The organism is Pseudomonas sp. BNK-30, from assembly GCF_047456185.1.
GTDB classification, from domain to species: Bacteria; Pseudomonadota; Gammaproteobacteria; order Pseudomonadales; family Pseudomonadaceae; genus Aquipseudomonas; species Aquipseudomonas putida_E.
In genome coordinates, this window is record NZ_CP179904.1 from 614,188 (window position 1) to 630,426 (window position 16,239).

Consider the following 16,239-nt stretch of genomic DNA (forward strand, 5'->3'; position numbering starts at 1 on the left):
ATGGAAACGTATCCAGATATTACTCCGGGCAACGTGACTTTCAGTCCTTTGGCAGGGTTAAAGATAGTTCATCCAGAAAGCGGCCTCACAAGGCCGGGGCTTGGCTGAATGAATCCAGATTTTCAGGCGGGGAAAAACAACAAACCCCGCGCTGCTGTTACACAGGCGGGGTTTGTTCTGACGAATATGGTTGCGGGAGCCGGATTTGAACCGACGACCTTCGGGTTATGAGCCCGACGAGCTACCAGACTGCTCCATCCCGCGTCAGAGGTGCGCATTCTACAGCTTTGAAGAGGATGGTCAAGCATTACTTTTGATTGACCAGTAATTATTAACGCGTTGCCCGCTTTTCGAGGGCAAAAGAAAAAGGCCACTGCGTTAACAGTGGCCTTTTCTCGAATCTGGTTGCGGGAGCCGGATTTGAACCGACGACCTTCGGGTTATGAGCCCGACGAGCTACCAGGCTGCTCCATCCCGCGCCTGTGGAAACGAATTCTACAGTGAAAGCGCGGAGTGTCAAGCGTTACTTATTGATTTTCTTGAGTTTTCAATCGCCGACTATTTTTCAGGCAAAAGAAAAAGGCCACTGCGTTAACAGTGGCCTTTTCTCGAATCTGGTTGCGGGAGCCGGATTTGAACCGACGACCTTCGGGTTATGAGCCCGACGAGCTACCAGGCTGCTCCATCCCGCGCCTGTGAGATCGAATTCTACGGATTTAACCGCCCCTGTCAAGCATTTAGTTTAAAAAAACCGTTTTCGTTCAAACCCTTAGCCTTTCAATAAGGCAGGCAGGTCAGGAGCACCGGGGCTTTCAGGCCAATTGTCGCGCGCGCTCCTGCGCTGGCTGTCTCGCTGACAGAGCATGCGGTACTATCTGTATGAATTTACAGTGCTAACGGTCATCCATGTCTTTGCGCAAGATCATTCACATCGACTGCGATTGTTTCTACGCCGCGATCGAGATGCGTGATGACCCGCGCCTGGTCGGCCGCCCCATGGCTGTGGGTGGTTCGCCGGATCATCGAGGGGTGATTGCCACCTGCAATTATGAAGCGCGTGCCTATGGGGTGCGCTCGGCCATGTCCTCCCGCCATGCACTGAAGCTTTGCCCTGACTTGCTGATCGTCAAACCGCGTTTCGAGGCCTACCGCGAAGCATCGCGCGAGATCCACGGCATCTTCCGCGACTACACCGAACTGATCGAGCCATTGTCACTGGATGAGGCCTATCTGGATGTGAGCGACAGCCAATGGTTCGCCGGCAGCGCCACGCGCATCGCCGAAGATATTCGCAGGCGTGTTGCGCGCACCCTGCACATTACTGTCTCGGCTGGGGTGGCGCCCAACAAGTTCCTGGCCAAGATCGCCAGTGACTGGCGCAAGCCCAACGGTCTTTTCGTGATTACGCCTGATCAGGTGGAGGCCTTTGTCGCCGCATTGCCTGTCGCCAGGCTGCATGGTGTCGGAAAGGTTACCGCAGACAAGCTTGCCCGGCTGGGTATCGACACCTGCCTGGACATGCGTGACTGGTCGCGGTTGGCGCTGATGCGTGAATTCGGCAGTTTCGGTGAACGCCTCTGGGGGTTGGCGCGGGGTATCGATGATCGCGCCGTGCACAACGATAGCCGTAGGCAGTCTGTAAGCGTGGAGAATACGTACGATACGGATCTGCCGGATCTGGCCAGTTGTCTGGAGCGCTTGCCTGAACTGCTGAACAGCCTGAATGAGCGGATCGCTCGTATGGACAGTAGCTATCGGCCGGACAAACCTTTCGTCAAGGTCAAATTCCATGACTTCAGCCAGACCACCCTGGAGCAGGCAGGGGCGGGTAGGGATCTGGACAGCTACCGGCAGTTGCTACGGCAAGCATTCGCCCGGGGTGGCAAGCCGGTGAGATTGCTAGGGGTAGGGGTGAGGTTGCGCGACTTGCGTGGGGCTCACGAGCAATTAGAGTTGTTCGCGGACAAATGAAAGAGGGGCTGCATTGCAGCCCCTCTTTCATTAATGTGCGCCTGGGTCAGCCACCAACCGGCCGGTAGCCTTGGTCAGTGCCTGCAGAAACTCCTGCTGCAGCTCCGGATCGTTGCGGGTCAGCTCGATCAGGCTCTGCTCCATCTCACTGGCTTCCTCTTCCAGGCCTAGCTCCGATAGGCGCTTGACCCGGTGAACCCACTGGCCGACATCGTCGTCTTCCAGGTCATCGAAAATCAACTCATGGGCTTCACGCAGCTTGTTGCGCAGGGTGGCGCTGACCAGCAGGCTGGCGTCGCCCCGCACTGCGTTGTCTTCATCGACCACTTGCAGGTGCAGGGTGCCGACGTGGTTCAGGTGCTGCTCCGAGAATGGGCTGTCCAGCAGGTTCAGGCGTAGCACGCCGTTTCTGTCGGTGGTCAGCGCGTGGGTCATCTTGCCGGCCTTTACCTCGACCAGGCGTTCGCTCCAGGGCAGGCTGGTGAACTCCTCGCGCTTGTCCTTTTGCAGCTCACTGATCCCTGCCAGGTTCTGCTGGGCGCGACCGTTGGACTGCACGTTCATGAACGGGTTGAGCCCGGCCACGCCATAACTGAGCCAGTCGTGCGTGATGCTCTGCGGCAGGTTGCCCAATGCAAACACGTTGACCACGTTGGCGCCTACGCCGGCCACCACCGCCACCGCGCCCAGCGGGATTTCGTAGACTTCCCGCCAGGGTTGGTAGGGCGTATACCGGTCATAGCGGCGGGTAACTTCGAACTCGGTGACCTCGAAGCGCCTCTGTTCATTGACGCGTACACGTCGCTGCGGAAGCTCCATCACCTTGGGCTCGCCGACATCAATCTGCAGTGTGTGTTCGAGCAGCTTGCGCTCGACGCGCTCTTCGTGCTCGCTGCGCTGGGACATCTGGTTGGCGCAGCCGCTGAGGAGCAGGGCGCCGCACAGTGCGGCGCCCCCCAGGGTAAAGGTACTTCGCTTGGACATGATCACTCGTGCATTGATTATCAGCGGCGAACGCGGGCCTGCAGGAAGGTCAGCACTTCATTGAGTGGCAGCGCTTGAGCATCCTGTTCGGTGCGGTGCTTGTATTCCAGGTTGCCGTCGGCCAGGCCGCGGTCGCTGACGACGATGCGGTGCGGAATACCGATCAGCTCCATATCGGCGAACTTGATGCCTGGGCTGGTCTTCTTGTCACGGTCGTCCAGCAGCACTTCGAAGCCTGCGGCCGTCAGTTCGGCGTAGAGCTTGTCGGTGGCCTCGCGAACCACGTCGGTTTCGTAGCGCAGCGGTACCAGGGCGATCTGGAACGGGGCCAGGGCGTCATTCCAGATGATGCCTTTGTCGTCATAACTCTGCTCGATGGCGGCGGCGACCACGCGGGATACGCCAATGCCGTAGCAACCCATGGACAGCACCACTGGCTTGCCGTTCTCGCCCAGTACCTGGCACTTGAGTGCCTCGCTGTACTTGGTGCCGAGCTGGAAGATGTGGCCGACTTCGATGCCGCGCTTGATCACCAGGGTACCTTGGCCATCCGGGCTCGGGTCGCCCTCGACGACGTTACGCAGGTCGGCAACCTGTGGGACCGGCAGGTCGCGTTCCCAGTTGACGCCGAAGTAGTGCTTGTCATCGATGTTCGCACCGATGCCGAAGTCGCTCATCAGGGCAACCGAGCGGTCGATGATGCATTCCAGCGGCAGGTTCAGCGGGCCGAGGGAGCCGGCGCCGGCACCAATGGCTTCGCGCAGCTCGGCATCGGTGGCCATGACCAGCGGGTCGGCGACCTGTTCCAGCTTGGCGGCCTTGATCTCGTTGAGCTCGTGGTCGCCGCGGACGATCAGGGCGACCAGCTTGCCTTCCTCGGCACCGCGCACGATCAGGGTCTTGACGGTCTTTTCGATCGGCAGGCCGAAGTTCTCGACCAGCTGGGCGATGGTCTTGGCGTCCGGGGTATCGACCAGTCGCAGTTCTTCCGTTGGGGCCGGGCGCGCGGTTTCGCGCGGGATGGCCTCGGCCTTCTCGATGTTGGCGGCATAATCGGAGCTGTCGCTGAAGATCACGTCGTCTTCGCCTGACTCGGCCAATACGTGGAATTCATGCGAGTAGCTGCCGCCGATGGAGCCGGTGTCGGCCTGCACTGGGCGGAAGTCCAGGCCCAGGCGGGTGAAGATGTTGCTGTACGCCTGGTGCATGCGGTCGTAGGTTTCCTGCAGGGAAGCCTGGTCGGCATGGAAGGAATAGGCGTCCTTCATGATGAATTCGCGGCCGCGCATCAGGCCGAAACGTGGGCGGATCTCATCACGGAATTTGGTCTGGATCTGGTACATGTTGAGCGGCAGCTGTTTATAGCTGGACAGCTCATTGCGGGCCAGGTCGGTGATGACCTCTTCGTGGGTCGGGCCGACGCAGAAGTCGCGCTGGTGGCGGTCTTTCAGGCGCAGCAGCTCAGGGCCGTACTGTTCCCAGCGGCCGGACTCCTGCCACAGCTCGGCGGGCTGGATGCTGGGCATCAGCACTTCCAGGGCGCCGGCGGCGTTCATTTCCTCGCGCACCACGGCTTCGACCTTGCGCATTACCCGCAAGCCCATCGGCAGCCAGGTGTACAGGCCGGAAGCCAGCTTGCGGATCATGCCGGCACGCAGCATGAGCTGATGGCTGATGACCACTGCGTCGGCAGGGGTTTCTTTCTGGGTGGCGAGCAAATATTGACTGGTGCGCATGGTTAGCCGTGTCGATTGCCTAAGACATTGAAATGACCCCGCATTGTACGGGGGCGAAACGAAGGCGTACAGGATGCCCCAGGGCGTGGCAAATGTCAGCCAAGAAAAAGCCCGGCAAGCGTGCCGGGCTTTTTCAGGTGCGGGGCACTATAAGCGTGGCTTACAGGATGCTCAGCGGGTACTCGACGATCAGGCGCAGTTCGTCCAGCGACGGGGAGCCGTAGTAGACGCCGTCGGAGGAGCGGTAGGTGGCCTGACGGACGCGGAAGCTGAGGTCCTTGGCGGGGCCTTCCTGCATCACGTACTTGATGTCGATGTCGCGTTCCCATTCTTTGCCGTTGGTGGTGCCTTCGACATTGGCGTCGGTACCGCGCACGTAACGGGTCATGAAGGTCAGGCCGGGTACGCCGAACTCAGCGAAGTTCAGGTCGTAGCGGGCTTGCCAGGACTTCTCGTCTTCAGCGTTGAAGTCGGAACGTGCAACGGAGTTACCCAGGAAGACCGTGCCGCCGCCGTCGACGCCATAACCGTAGTCACCATCACCGTGAACGCGCTGATGCACGATGGTGAAGGTATGAGCGCCGATATTCCACGCAGCCGAAAGGCTGAAAGCGGTGTTGTCGAGCTTGTCGCCGTCGTACGCTTTGTACAGGGCGCTGCCTTCGCTCTTGGTGTCATAGATGTTGAAGTCGAACACCAGGCCTTGCTTGTCCGAAATCGGCAGTGCCCAGTTGACATTGCCGTAGTACTTGCGCCAGTAGTCTTCGACCTTGGAGTAGTACAGGCTGGTGCTGAGGCTGTCGGTCAGGGCATAGGTACCACCGACGATGTTGGCTTCAGTCAGGCGCAGGCTGTCGCGGTAGGTCTGGGCCTGGGCGTTCATGCCGGTGAAGTGGCCGGCGTGCAGGGTCAGGCCTTCGATCTCGTCGCTGGTGATCAAGGTGCCTTCGGCAACTTCCGGCAGCAGTCGGCTGTCGTCGGTAGCGAATACCGGCAGGGCGGTGAACTGGTTACCGTACTTCAGCACAGTGTTGGAGAAGCGCATTTTCACAGCGCCGCCGGCTTCGGAGTAGTCGTCTTGCGAGCGGCCGTCGGAGCCTTCCGGGAACAGGCCGGTACCGGCACGGCCTTTGCCGCTGTCCAGTTTCAGGCCGAGCATGCCGATGGCATCGACGCCGAAGCCTACAGCGCCTTGGGTGAAGCCCGATTCAAAGGTGCCGAGGAAACCGAGGCCGGTTTCTTCCGTGCGGCTCTGGCGATCGCCGGTAATAGGGTCCCGATCATTGTTGCGAGCGTCACGGCTGAAGTACAGCATGCGAGTCTTGACGTTCAGCTGGCTGTCTTCGATGAAACCCTTGGATTCGTCCTGTGCAGAGGCAAAGGCCAGCTGCGAGGTCCCTGCCGAAACGGCCAGGGCGATCATGCTCCACTTCATCACGCGCATCGTGATTTGCTCCTTTGGTTTTTAGGAAGAGTACCGCTGCGCCCAAGTCTTTTAGTTATATGGGGCAGCTCTTTCTTGTTATGTCGGCGGAAATGTATAGCACGCAGACTGTTGTTGGCGATATGGGCATATACAACGTTTCGAGAAGTTTACGGCCATGTCGCTTTCAGGTAGTTCCATGTCGCAAATCACGCCCCGATTAATCGGTCCGTACAACGCCAGCGCTGTTCCTGTCACCGTAACGATTCTGTAACTATCGATTTCGGTTGGGGAAACTCCCTGGTGGATCCAAAGCGGCTGTTGTTATTTGTTGCGTCCATCGCTTTATGCAGATGTCGTGCCGACTTGGTGTGGGGAGAATGCAACAAGCGTGCTCAAAATTAACAACGGTTCATGAAATTTTCACAAATTCCGCCGGCGCAGCTCGAAAGTGCCCGTAAATACAGGCCGGCCCCCGTCTGGCGGTGTGCCGGGCCGCAGTCCGGTTGCAAACTAAAAAGCTGCCTTGCAAGTCAAGGTGTTACCGCCCACTGTTCAAGTTGAGTCATTTGTGTGTGTCGATGCGTAGTGGTGTACTCGTTTGCGGCCTCATTTTGGTGCGAAAAGTAGCGATGTGTTACCGCCCCTGTGCAGCCTGATCAATTCCTGAGCTATAAGGGTGCAGCCAGAGGGCGTGCAGCATGCTTGCGCAGACGAAGCAGGGTATCCTTGCGGCATTGACCCGCACGCCGGGGCCCTTTCGTTGGTGGAGGTTTTCAGTGTTTGAGATGGATTCGCGTTTGCAGCAGGACTCTTTGATTCTTGGGGATTTTCCGCTGTGCCGTCTGCTGCTTAGCAAGGATGCCAATTACCCTTGGTTCATCCTGGTGCCCAAGCGTGCCGGCGTGAGCGAACTGTTCGACCTGAGCCAGGACGATCAGGCGCAGCTGTGGAAAGAAACAACCTGCCTGGCCGAAGCGCTCAAGGGCGAGTTCGCGGCGGATAAGATGAACGTTGCCACGCTGGGGAATGTGGTCGGCCAGCTGCACATGCACGTGATTGTCCGTCGCCATGGGGATGCCGCCTGGCCGGCGCCGGTCTGGGGCAAGGTGCCCCCTGTCGAATACGGGGCGGGGCAGGTCGATGCCATTCGCCAGCGCCTGCGCGCCCTGCTCAATGATGCATATGAGGAGGCCTGACATGTCGCCGGAATCGCGCATTGTCGAACTGGAAACCCGTCAGGCGTTTCAGGACGATACCATTCAGGAGTTGAACGACGTGGTGGTCGAGCAGGGGCGGGTGATTCAGCGTCTGCAGTTGCAGATGGCCGAGTTGATCAAGCGTTACGAGGAAATGGTCGGCCAGTATGGCAGTGAGGGTGAGGAAGCGCCGCCACCTCATTACTGATTGGTGCCAGCCCTGGGCTTGCCCCAGGGCTGCAAAGGGTCAGCGGCGGGTTACCGCGACCACATCTTCGGCCTGCAGGCCCTTGTCGCGGTGCATTACCGAAAACTCCACGCGCTGGCCTTCGACCAGGATGCGATGGCCTTCGCCGCGAATGGCGCGAAAGTGGACGAAGATATCGTCACCCGAATCGCGGGAAATGAATCCAAAGCCTTTAGAGGTGTTGAACCACTTCACAGTGCCGGTATCGCGCATGCCGGTCTCCAGCGGCGCGCCCTGGCTTGGCCGGTTTTTTCTGGGGCTGCGGGCCAAGCCTGCGGCCAGGTGCAGAATGACGGCGAGGCCTGCGCAGACCAATGCCGCCAGGTTGCCCATTTCGGGGCGGGCCAGCAAGGTCAGGGTTTGCAGGACCACGGCCACCACCAGCAGGGCGCAGGCCAGGTGCTGCAATTGCTGGCGGGCGCCGCGGTAGTACAGCGGCACGACAGGTGCCAGCAGCAGGTTGAGCAGGCCGAGCAGGGCCAGGTAGACCGCGTCCGGTTGCTGCAGGAAGGGTGTTGCGTCGTATTTCAGGCTGGGTATGAGCGATAGCAGCAAAGCTGCAGCGCCCGTCAACAGATGGACGATCTTGAACATGGGTTGGCTCGCAATTGATAAGGCCGATCACAGGAAGAGCTGGCGACACGGTGCGCATGAGGTGTAGGGCGCGAACACATGTTGGGCCAGCCTATGCACCCGGCAATGACAGCACGCACGGGTGGCACGGTGCCTATTTAACAGCAAACGCGGGGCCTTCTCAAACCGCAGGTGGCTGTCGGCGATGAGTTGCCCTGCGTCATGGGCGCGTGGCGCCAAGTATTGATACAGTGTGTGGGGCCCGCTTGATCATCATCAAGCCATATGAAAAAGGGGAACTTCATGGCAATCGATATCGGTATCAGTGAAGAAGATCGCAAGTCCATCGTCGAAGGGCTGTCCCGCCTGTTGTCGGATACCTATGTGCTGTATCTGAAAACCCACAACTTTCACTGGAACGTCACCGGTCCTTCGTTCCGTACCCTGCACCTGATGTTCGAAGAGCAATACAACGAACTGGCGCTGGCGGTCGATTCCATCGCCGAGCGGATTCGCGCCCTGGGCTTCCCCGCGCCGGGTTCCTATGCTTTTTATGCGCGGCATTCGTCCATCAAGGAAGAGGAAGGGGTGCCCGCAGCGGACGAGATGATCCATCAGCTTGTCCAGGGGCAGGAGGCGGTCGTGCGTACCGCCCGCAGTATTTTTCCGGTAGTGGACAAAGTCAGTGACGAGCCGACTGCAGACCTGCTGACCCAGCGTATGCAGGTACACGAGAAAACTGCCTGGATGCTGCGAGTGCTGCTTGACGGTAAATGATCGGTCGCTTGTATAAATAGCGGCCTGCCAAGCCCGGTCGAGTGACGCTCACCGGGCTTTTCCGTTTGTGCGGGAAGGCTTTGCCGCTGCTTTGCGTCCGGCTGTACGCGCTTCATTGAGCCTCTGGTTCCTGCGCCCGTGCCTGTCTTGCGGTGCAGGGAAAAATACCTGTGGCGAGGATGTGGGCGCATGATGCAAGCGAGCAAGCGTGTAGTAGGCAAAGGGCGCTGCCTGGGCAAGCAGTGCATTGATCCGTTCAAGGCGGATTTCGACATGATGCAGATTCAGCCGGTATCGCGCTCGGTCCGGCTCAACGGGTTTTCCACCTGTTTGCGCCTGGAAGCGGTCTATTGGCGCATCCTCGAGCGCATCGCCGAGGCCAATGAGTGCTCCGTCAGTGCCGTGCTTTCCTATGTGGATCGCGAGGTGCACCTGCGCCAGGGTGGGGTGCGCAACTTCAGCGGCCTGATCCGGGTGATCTGTGTTGCCTGGCTGCAGGAGCCGCCCAGTGTGCGCTGATCGCCAGGCGGGCTGCGCAGTGCCTGTTAACCATATATAATCCCGCTTTTTGCTGCCCCGGGCAGCCTGCGTAATGGTTGACGAGAGACACCCATGCCCCTTTATGACTATCAATGTGCATCCTGCGATCACCGGATGGAAGCGTTGCAGAAGATCAGCGCAGCGCCGCTGACCGACTGTCCGGCCTGCCAGGCGCCGGCATTGAAGAAGCTGTTGTCGGTCCCTGGCTTTCGCCTGAGCGGTAGCGGCTGGTACGAAACCGACTTCAAGACCGGGGCGAAAAAGAATCTGGCAGGCGGCGACAAGGCCGACTGAGTTGAATTGCAGTAGCCGGGTCTTGCAGTATTAGCCCCCTGGGGCGGCCAAGGCCTCCATCGAATACACGAATCACGAGAAGCGAAACCACCATCATGATGCGCAGCCATTATTGCGGCCAACTGAACGAGAGCCTGGACGGCCAGGAAGTCACCCTTTGCGGCTGGGTCCATCGTCGCCGCGACCACGGCGGGGTGATCTTCCTCGACATCCGTGACCGCGAGGGCATGGCCCAGGTCGTCTTCGATCCCGATCGCGCCGAAACCTTCGCAGCGGCCGACCGCGTGCGCAGCGAGTACGTGGTGCAGATCACCGGCAAGGTGCGCAAGCGCCCTGACGGTGCGGTGAACGCCAACATGGCTTCCGGTGCCATCGAAATTCTCGGTTACCAGCTGAACGTGCTCAACGAAGCGGAAACCCCGCCGTTCCCGCTGAACGAGTACTCTGACGTCGGCGAGGAAACCCGCCTGCGCTACCGCTTCATCGACCTGCGTCGCCCGGAAATGGCCGACAAGCTGCGCCTGCGTTCGCGCATCACCAGCAGCATCCGTCGCTTCCTGGACGAGAACGGCTTCCTCGACGTCGAAACGCCGATCCTTACCCGTGCCACGCCAGAAGGCGCGCGCGACTACCTGGTGCCCAGCCGTACCCACGCCGGTAGCTTCTTCGCCCTGCCGCAGTCGCCTCAGCTGTTCAAGCAGCTGCTGATGGTCGCCGGCTTCGACCGCTACTACCAGATCGCCAAATGCTTCCGTGACGAAGACCTGCGTGCTGACCGTCAGCCGGAGTTCACCCAGATCGACATCGAGACCAGTTTCCTCGATGAGTCCGAGATCATGGGCCTGACCGAAAGCATGATCCGCAAGCTGTTCAAGGAAGTCCTGGACCTGGAATTCGGCGAATTCCCGCACATGACCTTCGAAGAAGCCATGCGCCGCTACGGTTCCGACAAGCCAGACCTGCGTAACCCGCTGGAACTGGTAGACGTTGCCGACCAGCTCAAAGATGTCGACTTCAAGGTCTTCGCAGGCCCGGCCAACGATCCGAAGTGCCGCGTTACCGCGCTGCGCCTGCCAGGTGGCGCCAGCATGCCGCGCAGCAAGATCGACGAGTACACCAAGTTCGTCGGCATCTATGGCGCCCGCGGCCTGGCGTACATCAAGGTCAACGAGCGCGCCAAGGGCGTTGAAGGCCTGCAGTCGCCGATCGTCAAGAACATCCCTGAAGCCAACCTCAACGTGATTCTCGATCGCGTAGGTGCGGTAGACGGCGACATCGTGTTCTTCGGCGCTGACAAGTTCAAAGTCGTCAGCGAGGCCCTGGGCGCGCTGCGTATCCGTCTGGGCCACGACTTCGAGCTGCTGACCTGCGAGTGGGCGCCGATGTGGGTCGTCGACTTCCCGATGTTCGAAGAGAACGAAGACGGCAGCTTCACTGCCCTGCACCACCCGTTCACCGCGCCCAAGTGCACCCCCGAAGAGCTCGAGGCCAACCCGGCCACCGCGCTGTCGCGTGCCTACGACATGGTCCTGAACGGCACCGAGCTGGGTGGCGGTTCGATCCGTATCCACCGCAAAGAGATGCAACAGGCGGTATTCCGCCTGCTGGGTATCGAAGCGGCAGAACAGGAAGAGAAGTTCGGCTTCCTGCTCGACGCCCTGAAGTTCGGCGCACCGCCTCACGGTGGCCTGGCCTTCGGTCTGGACCGCCTGGTCATGCTGATGACTGGTGCCCAGTCGATCCGTGAAGTGATTGCCTTCCCGAAAACCCAGAGCGCCGCGTGCGTCATGACTCAGGCTCCGGGCTTGGTTGATGCCAAGGCCCTGCGCGAGTTGCATATCCGCCTGCGCGAACAGACCAAGGTCGAGTAAGTGGGCCCCGGGCGCATCCAGATGGATGCGCCTTTGCGTTTCGGCGCAGGAATTTGTCGTTGCGCCCCTCTCGGGGCGCAATTGTTTGTGTTTCAAGAGTTTGGAGTCGTTATGGCTGGTCATTCCAAGTGGGCGAACATCAAGCACCGCAAAGAGCGCCAGGATGCCAAGAGAGGCAAGATCTTCACCAAGTGGATCCGTGAGCTGACCGTCGCTGCCAAGCAGGGTGGTGGCGATCCGGCCTCCAATCCGCGCTTGCGCCTGGCGCTGGACAAGGCCCTGGGTGCCAACATGAGCCGCGATATCATCGATCGCGCCGTGGCCCGTGGTGCCGGCACCAACGAAAGCGATAACGTTGAAGAGCTGAGCTACGAGGGCTACGGCCCGGGCGGGGTGGCGATCATGGTCGAGGCCATGACCGACAACCGCAACCGTACCGCAGCCGCCGTGCGGCATGCCTTCACCAAGTGTGGCGGCAACCTCGGTACCGATGGGTCGGTGGCCTACCTGTTCGAGCGCAAGGGGCAGATCAGCTTCGCGCCGGGTGTGGACGAAGATGCCCTGATGGAAGCCGCCATGGAAGCCGACGCCGACGATGTCGTGGCCAACGAAGACGGTTCGTTCGAGGTGTTCACCTCGTTCAACAGCTTCTATGCCGTGCGTAATGCCCTGGAGGAGGCCGGCTTCAAGGCCGCGGATGCGGAAATCGTCATGCAGCCGACCACCAGTGCCGAGCTGGATCAGGAGGGGGCGGAGAAAGTGCTCAAGCTGATCGACATGCTCGAAGACCTGGATGACGTGCAGAACGTCTATTCCAATGCGCAGATTTCCGACGAGATCATGGAAAAACTCGGCTAAGGTGTCGCCAGCAAGGTTGTAATTGGGGCCGCTGCGCGGCCCATCGCCGGCAAGCCGGCTCCCACAGGTAAGCGCACCCGCCGAGAGTTGCGCTGTGCCTGCGGGAGCCGGCTTGCCGGCGATGGGTTGCGCAGCGGCCCCAATAGCCTTGAATTGAGCTCAGGCTTTCAAGCATCCCCCTACACGACAGGCGTTATGACTCTGATTCTTGGTATCGACCCCGGCTCGCGCATCACCGGTTATGGCGTTGTGCGCCAGACTGCCCGTGGTTGCGAGTACGTGGCGTCGGGTTGTATCCGTACCGGCAGCGGCGAGCTGCACGAGCGCTTGCAGATCGTTTTTCGCGGTGTCAGTGAAATCATTGCCCAGCATGGCCCTGTGACCATGGGCATCGAGCGCGTGTTCATGGCGCGCAACCCCGACTCGGCGCTCAAGCTCGGCCAGGCTCGCGGCGCGGCCATCGTCGCCGCCGCCGAGGCCGGCCTGGAAATCGCCGAATACAGTGCGACTCAGGTCAAGCAGGCCGTGGCCGGCACCGGTGGGGCTAACAAGGAGCAGGTGATGCTGATGGTCATGCACCTGCTCAAGCTGACCCAGAAGCCACAGATCGATGCCTCTGATGCCCTGGCGATTGCCTTGTGCCATGCCCATACCCGTTCCAGCCTGGTGCCGCACGGCCTGGCCACGGCGCGGCGGCGCGGTGGGCGCTTGCGTCTGTAGCTGCTTCATGAGCTGATACACATTTTGTCCGGGTGGCACGTTCACCCGACGTATTTGCTGATAGGGTTGAGCGGTCTTTGATCGGCTCCCCGAGAGGAAGGATCGAAACGTGATTGGACGTTTGCGCGGCACCCTGGCGGAAAAGCAACCGCCGCACCTGATTATCGACGTCAACGGCGTGGGCTATGAGCTTGAAGTGCCCATGACCACCCTGTACCGCCTGCCGAAAGTTGGCGAAACGGTAACCGTGCATACCCATCTGGTGGTTCGCGAAGATGCCCACCTGCTGTATGGCTTCCATGAGAAGCGCGAGCGCGAGCTGTTCCGCGAGCTTATCCGCCTCAATGGCGTGGGCCCGAAGCTGGCGCTGGCCTTGATGTCGAGCCTTGAGGCCGACGAATTGGTGCGTTGCGTACAGGCGCAGGACACATCGGCGCTGGTGCGTGTGCCTGGCGTCGGCAAGAAGACTGCCGAGCGCCTGCTGGTCGAGCTCAAGGACCGCTTCAAGGCCTGGGAAACCTCGCCCGCCATGTTCACGCTTGTATCGGATGGTCCGGTACCGGTCAGCAGCGCCTCCACCGCCGAGGCCGATGCCGTCAGTGCCTTGATTTCCCTGGGCTACAAGCCGCAGGAAGCCAGCAAGGCAGTATCCGCGATCAAGGACAAGGCGGGCCTTGGCAGTGAGGAGCTGATCCGTCGCAGCCTCAAAGGGATGATTACCAAGTGATCGAAGCCGACCGCCTGATTGCCGCCAGTGGCCGCGACCGCGAAGAAGTCCAGGACCGTGCCATCCGCCCGCTGCGCCTGGACGAATACATCGGCCAGCCGGTGGTGCGCGAGCAGATGGCGCTGTTCATCCAGGCTGCGCGGGGGCGCAATGAATCGCTCGACCACACCCTGATCTTCGGCCCGCCAGGGTTGGGCAAAACCACCCTGGCCAATATCATCGCCCAGGAAATGGGCGTATCGGTCAAGAGTACCTCGGGGCCGATTCTCGAGCGCCCGGGCGACCTGGCAGCCATGCTGACCAACCTCGAACCGCATGACGTGCTGTTCATCGACGAGATTCACCGGTTGTCTCCGGTTGTCGAGGAGGTGCTGTACCCGGCCATGGAGGACTTCCAGCTCGACATCATGATCGGCGAAGGCCCGGCTGCCCGCTCGATCAAGCTCGACCTGCCGCCCTTCACCCTGGTGGGGGCCACAACCCGCGCCGGTATGCTCACCAACCCGCTGCGCGACCGCTTCGGTATCGTCCAGCGCCTTGAGTTCTACAGCGACAAGGACCTGGCGACCATCGTCAGCCGGTCGGCCAACATTCTGGGGCTGGTCATCGAGGACCAGGGGGCTTACGAAATCGCCCGCCGTGCCCGCGGTACGCCGCGTATCGCCAACCGCTTGCTGCGCCGCGTGCGTGACTACGCCGAGGTGCGCGGCAAAGGGCAGATCACCAAGGCAGTGGCTGATTTGGCGCTCAACCTGCTGGACGTCGATGAGCGTGGTTTCGACCATTCCGACCGCCGCCTGCTGCTGACCATGATCGAGAAGTTCGATGGTGGCCCGGTGGGGGTGGATAACCTGGCGGCAGCGATCAGCGAGGAGCGTCATACCATCGAGGATGTGCTCGAACCCTACCTGATTCAGCAGGGCTATATCATGCGTACGCCCCGTGGTCGTGTGGTCACTCGGCACGCCTACCTGCACTTTGGCCTGAATGTTCCCGGGCGCCTGGGTGAGGGGGCAGATTTTTCCGAAGCAGGCGATGAATGACAGATCGAAACCCGCTTTTCGTGGTCCTACCGCTGGCATGCCTCAGGTGCGCTGGCAATACGACATTAATGAAGAAAAAACAGTTGCCGCAGCGGATTGGCAAGCTGAGGAGTAAGCACTAGAGTATGCGCGCGCAAAATGGCCTGGAACCTTTCGCACACCGTTGTCGCGTCTATTACGAAGATACCGATGCCGGTGGCGTGGTGTATTACGTCAACTACCTGAAATTCATGGAGCGCGCGCGGACCGAGCGCCTGCGGCACCTGGGGTTTTCCCAGCAGCAACTGGCCGGGGAGAACCTGTTGTTCGTGGTCCACTCGAGCGAAGCGCGCTATCACGCGCCGGCGCGCCTGGACGACGAACTTCGGGTGACCGCGCAAGTACTTGAACTCAATCGCGCCAGCCTGCGTTTCGTGCAGCAGGTCTGGCGGGAAAAGGATGAAACGCTGCTCTGCGAAGGGCAGTTCCTGGTGGCCGCCGTACGCGCCGACACTTTCAAACCCCGAGCCATACCCCCCAAGCTGCGCGACGCCTTTGTGGCGGACGGCTCGGGTACTCAATCGAATGCAGGAGAATAAGCGTGGAAGCTAACGTCGTCGACCATACCTCCATGTGGAGTCTGGTCAGCAATGCCAGCGTGGTGGTACAGCTGGTAATGCTGACCCTGGTGGCCGCCTCGGTCACCTCATGGATCATGATCTTCCAGCGCAGCACCATGCTGCGCGCCGGTCGTCGTGCGCTGGATGCCTTCGAGGAACGCTTCTGGTCGGGTATCGACCTGTCCAAGCTGTACCGTCAGGCAGGCAGCAACCCGGACCCTGATTCGGGCGTGGAGCAGGTCTTCCGGGCCGGTTTCAAGGAGTTCTCGCGTCTGCGCCAGCAGCCGGGTGTGGACCCCGACGCGGTCATGGAAGGCGTTGGCCGGGCCATGCGCGTAGCCATCTCGCGTGAGGAAGAAAAACTCGAGCAGAGCCTGCCGTTCCTCGCCACCGTCGGTTCGACCAGCCCGTACATCGGCCTGTTCGGTACCGTGTGGGGCATCATGAACTCCTTCCGCGGCCTGGCCAGCGCCCAGCAGGCGACCCTGGCCACCGTGGCCCCGGGTATCGCCGAAGCGCTGATCGCCACCGCCATCGGCCTGTTCGCGGCAATCCCGGCGGTTATCGCCTACAACCGTTTCGCCGCGCGCAGCGAAGTGCTGATCGGTCGTTACTACACCTTCGCCGACGAGTTCCAGGCGATCCTGCACCGCAAAGTGCACACCAGCGAAGAGTAA

At 60.7% G+C, this 16,239-nt stretch carries 17 protein-coding genes and 3 tRNA genes; 13 read left to right on the forward strand and 7 right to left on the reverse strand.

Annotated features, from left to right (window positions below; all coding sequences use genetic code 11):
• Positions 1–187: 187 nt before the first annotated feature.
• The 3 genes from ACMGGN_RS02850 to ACMGGN_RS02860 all read right to left on the reverse strand — a co-directional run bounded on the left by ACMGGN_RS02850 (position 188) and on the right by ACMGGN_RS02860 (position 692).
• Positions 188–264, reverse strand: a tRNA-Met gene (locus ACMGGN_RS02850).
• A 138-nt stretch (positions 265–402) separates the two neighbouring features.
• Positions 403–479: transfer RNA gene (locus ACMGGN_RS02855), tRNA-Met, on the reverse strand.
• Positions 480–615: 136 nt separating this feature from the next.
• A tRNA-Met gene (locus ACMGGN_RS02860) sits at positions 616–692 on the reverse strand.
• Between the two features lie 220 nt (positions 693–912).
• Between ACMGGN_RS02860 and dinB the strand changes: the two genes are divergently transcribed.
• Positions 913–1,971, forward strand: a complete 1,059-nt coding sequence (dinB, locus tag ACMGGN_RS02865; protein WP_161872653.1) for a DNA polymerase IV — start codon at positions 913–915, stop codon at positions 1,969–1,971.
• A 30-nt stretch (positions 1,972–2,001) separates the two neighbouring features.
• Here the strand turns inward: dinB and ACMGGN_RS02870 are convergent, their stop codons facing one another.
• From ACMGGN_RS02870 to ACMGGN_RS02880, 3 genes are all read right to left on the reverse strand, one after another.
• Entirely contained in the window at positions 2,002–2,955 is a 954-nt protein-coding gene (locus ACMGGN_RS02870; protein ID WP_115274059.1) for a hypothetical protein, read from the reverse strand.
• Positions 2,956–2,975: 20 nt separating this feature from the next.
• The gene (locus tag ACMGGN_RS02875) at positions 2,976–4,691 is read right to left on the reverse strand and encodes a proline--tRNA ligase (RefSeq protein WP_046787972.1); all 1,716 of its coding nucleotides are present in this window, start codon (positions 4,689–4,691) and stop codon (positions 2,976–2,978) included.
• A gap of 160 nt (positions 4,692–4,851) precedes the next feature.
• Positions 4,852–6,135: an OprD family porin gene (locus tag ACMGGN_RS02880; RefSeq protein WP_174142332.1), complete on the reverse strand. Its 1,284-nt coding sequence runs from the start codon at positions 6,133–6,135 to the stop codon at positions 4,852–4,854.
• Positions 6,136–6,893: 758 nt separating this feature from the next.
• Between ACMGGN_RS02880 and ACMGGN_RS02885 the strand changes: the two genes are divergently transcribed.
• Both ACMGGN_RS02885 and ACMGGN_RS02890 read left to right on the forward strand, forming a co-directional pair.
• On the forward strand, positions 6,894–7,313 hold the full coding sequence (locus ACMGGN_RS02885; RefSeq protein ID WP_237860880.1) for an HIT family protein: 420 nt from the start codon (positions 6,894–6,896) through the stop codon (positions 7,311–7,313).
• A gap of 1 nt (position 7,314) precedes the next feature.
• Complete coding sequence (locus ACMGGN_RS02890) at positions 7,315–7,521, forward strand: SlyX family protein (protein ID WP_039602955.1); 207 nt, start codon at positions 7,315–7,317, stop codon at positions 7,519–7,521.
• A 39-nt stretch (positions 7,522–7,560) separates the two neighbouring features.
• Here ACMGGN_RS02890 and ACMGGN_RS02895 read toward each other — a convergent pair whose 3' ends face one another.
• Positions 7,561–8,154 carry a cold-shock protein gene (locus ACMGGN_RS02895; RefSeq protein ID WP_161872651.1) on the reverse strand — a complete coding sequence of 198 codons (594 nt, stop codon included), beginning with the start codon at positions 8,152–8,154 and terminating at the stop codon, positions 7,561–7,563.
• 282 nt (positions 8,155–8,436) lie between these two features.
• Between ACMGGN_RS02895 and ACMGGN_RS02900 the strand changes: the two genes are divergently transcribed.
• The 10 genes from ACMGGN_RS02900 (at position 8,437) to tolQ (ending at position 16,239) form a co-directional block, all read left to right on the forward strand.
• The gene (locus ACMGGN_RS02900) at positions 8,437–8,910 is read left to right on the forward strand and encodes a Dps family protein (protein ID WP_012315825.1); all 474 of its coding nucleotides are present in this window, start codon (positions 8,437–8,439) and stop codon (positions 8,908–8,910) included.
• Between the two features lie 189 nt (positions 8,911–9,099).
• Positions 9,100–9,429 (forward strand): ribbon-helix-helix domain-containing protein, encoded by a 330-nt coding sequence (locus ACMGGN_RS02905; RefSeq protein ID WP_046787974.1) that lies wholly within the window; start codon positions 9,100–9,102, stop codon positions 9,427–9,429.
• 93 nt (positions 9,430–9,522) lie between these two features.
• On the forward strand, positions 9,523–9,744 hold the full coding sequence (locus ACMGGN_RS02910) for an FmdB family zinc ribbon protein (protein ID WP_046787975.1): 222 nt from the start codon (positions 9,523–9,525) through the stop codon (positions 9,742–9,744).
• Positions 9,745–9,839: 95 nt separating this feature from the next.
• Complete coding sequence (gene aspS, locus ACMGGN_RS02915; RefSeq protein ID WP_012315822.1) at positions 9,840–11,615, forward strand: aspartate--tRNA ligase; 1,776 nt, start codon at positions 9,840–9,842, stop codon at positions 11,613–11,615.
• A gap of 111 nt (positions 11,616–11,726) precedes the next feature.
• Positions 11,727–12,473 (forward strand): YebC/PmpR family DNA-binding transcriptional regulator, encoded by a 747-nt coding sequence (locus tag ACMGGN_RS02920; protein ID WP_012315821.1) that lies wholly within the window; start codon positions 11,727–11,729, stop codon positions 12,471–12,473.
• A 195-nt stretch (positions 12,474–12,668) separates the two neighbouring features.
• On the forward strand, positions 12,669–13,193 hold the full coding sequence (gene ruvC / locus ACMGGN_RS02925) for a crossover junction endodeoxyribonuclease RuvC (RefSeq protein ID WP_012315820.1): 525 nt from the start codon (positions 12,669–12,671) through the stop codon (positions 13,191–13,193).
• 109 nt (positions 13,194–13,302) lie between these two features.
• Complete coding sequence (gene ruvA / locus ACMGGN_RS02930; protein WP_161872650.1) at positions 13,303–13,920, forward strand: Holliday junction branch migration protein RuvA; 618 nt, start codon at positions 13,303–13,305, stop codon at positions 13,918–13,920.
• Positions 13,917–14,963, forward strand: coding sequence for a Holliday junction branch migration DNA helicase RuvB (ruvB, locus tag ACMGGN_RS02935; RefSeq protein WP_012315818.1), 1,047 nt, complete (start codon positions 13,917–13,919; stop codon positions 14,961–14,963). Before ruvA ends, ruvB begins: the two co-directional genes overlap by 4 nt.
• Before the next feature lie 125 nt (positions 14,964–15,088).
• Entirely contained in the window at positions 15,089–15,541 is a 453-nt protein-coding gene (ybgC, locus tag ACMGGN_RS02940; protein ID WP_012315817.1) for a tol-pal system-associated acyl-CoA thioesterase, read from the forward strand.
• Between the two features lie 2 nt (positions 15,542–15,543).
• Positions 15,544–16,239 (forward strand): protein TolQ, encoded by a 696-nt coding sequence (gene tolQ, locus ACMGGN_RS02945; protein ID WP_010952367.1) that lies wholly within the window; start codon positions 15,544–15,546, stop codon positions 16,237–16,239.

Coding starts and splice junctions, on each gene's coding strand:
- ACMGGN_RS02870 (WP_115274059.1), bottom strand. CDS start 2,955: ATGTCCAAGCGAAGTACCTTTACCCTGGGGGGCGCCGCACTGTGCGGC.
- ACMGGN_RS02875 (WP_046787972.1), bottom strand. CDS start 4,691: ATGCGCACCAGTCAATATTTGCTCGCCACCCAGAAAGAAACCCCTGCC.
- ACMGGN_RS02880 (WP_174142332.1), bottom strand. CDS start 6,135: ATGCGCGTGATGAAGTGGAGCATGATCGCCCTGGCCGTTTCGGCAGGG.
- ACMGGN_RS02890 (WP_039602955.1), top strand. CDS start 7,315: ATGTCGCCGGAATCGCGCATTGTCGAACTGGAAACCCGTCAGGCGTTT.
- ACMGGN_RS02895 (WP_161872651.1), bottom strand. CDS start 8,154: ATGTTCAAGATCGTCCATCTGTTGACGGGCGCTGCAGCTTTGCTGCTA.
- ACMGGN_RS02900 (WP_012315825.1), top strand. CDS start 8,437: ATGGCAATCGATATCGGTATCAGTGAAGAAGATCGCAAGTCCATCGTC.
- ACMGGN_RS02905 (WP_046787974.1), top strand. CDS start 9,100: ATGATGCAAGCGAGCAAGCGTGTAGTAGGCAAAGGGCGCTGCCTGGGC.
- ACMGGN_RS02910 (WP_046787975.1), top strand. CDS start 9,523: ATGCCCCTTTATGACTATCAATGTGCATCCTGCGATCACCGGATGGAA.
- aspS (WP_012315822.1), top strand. CDS start 9,840: ATGATGCGCAGCCATTATTGCGGCCAACTGAACGAGAGCCTGGACGGC.
- ACMGGN_RS02920 (WP_012315821.1), top strand. CDS start 11,727: ATGGCTGGTCATTCCAAGTGGGCGAACATCAAGCACCGCAAAGAGCGC.
- ruvC (WP_012315820.1), top strand. CDS start 12,669: ATGACTCTGATTCTTGGTATCGACCCCGGCTCGCGCATCACCGGTTAT.
- ybgC (WP_012315817.1), top strand. CDS start 15,089: ATGCGCGCGCAAAATGGCCTGGAACCTTTCGCACACCGTTGTCGCGTC.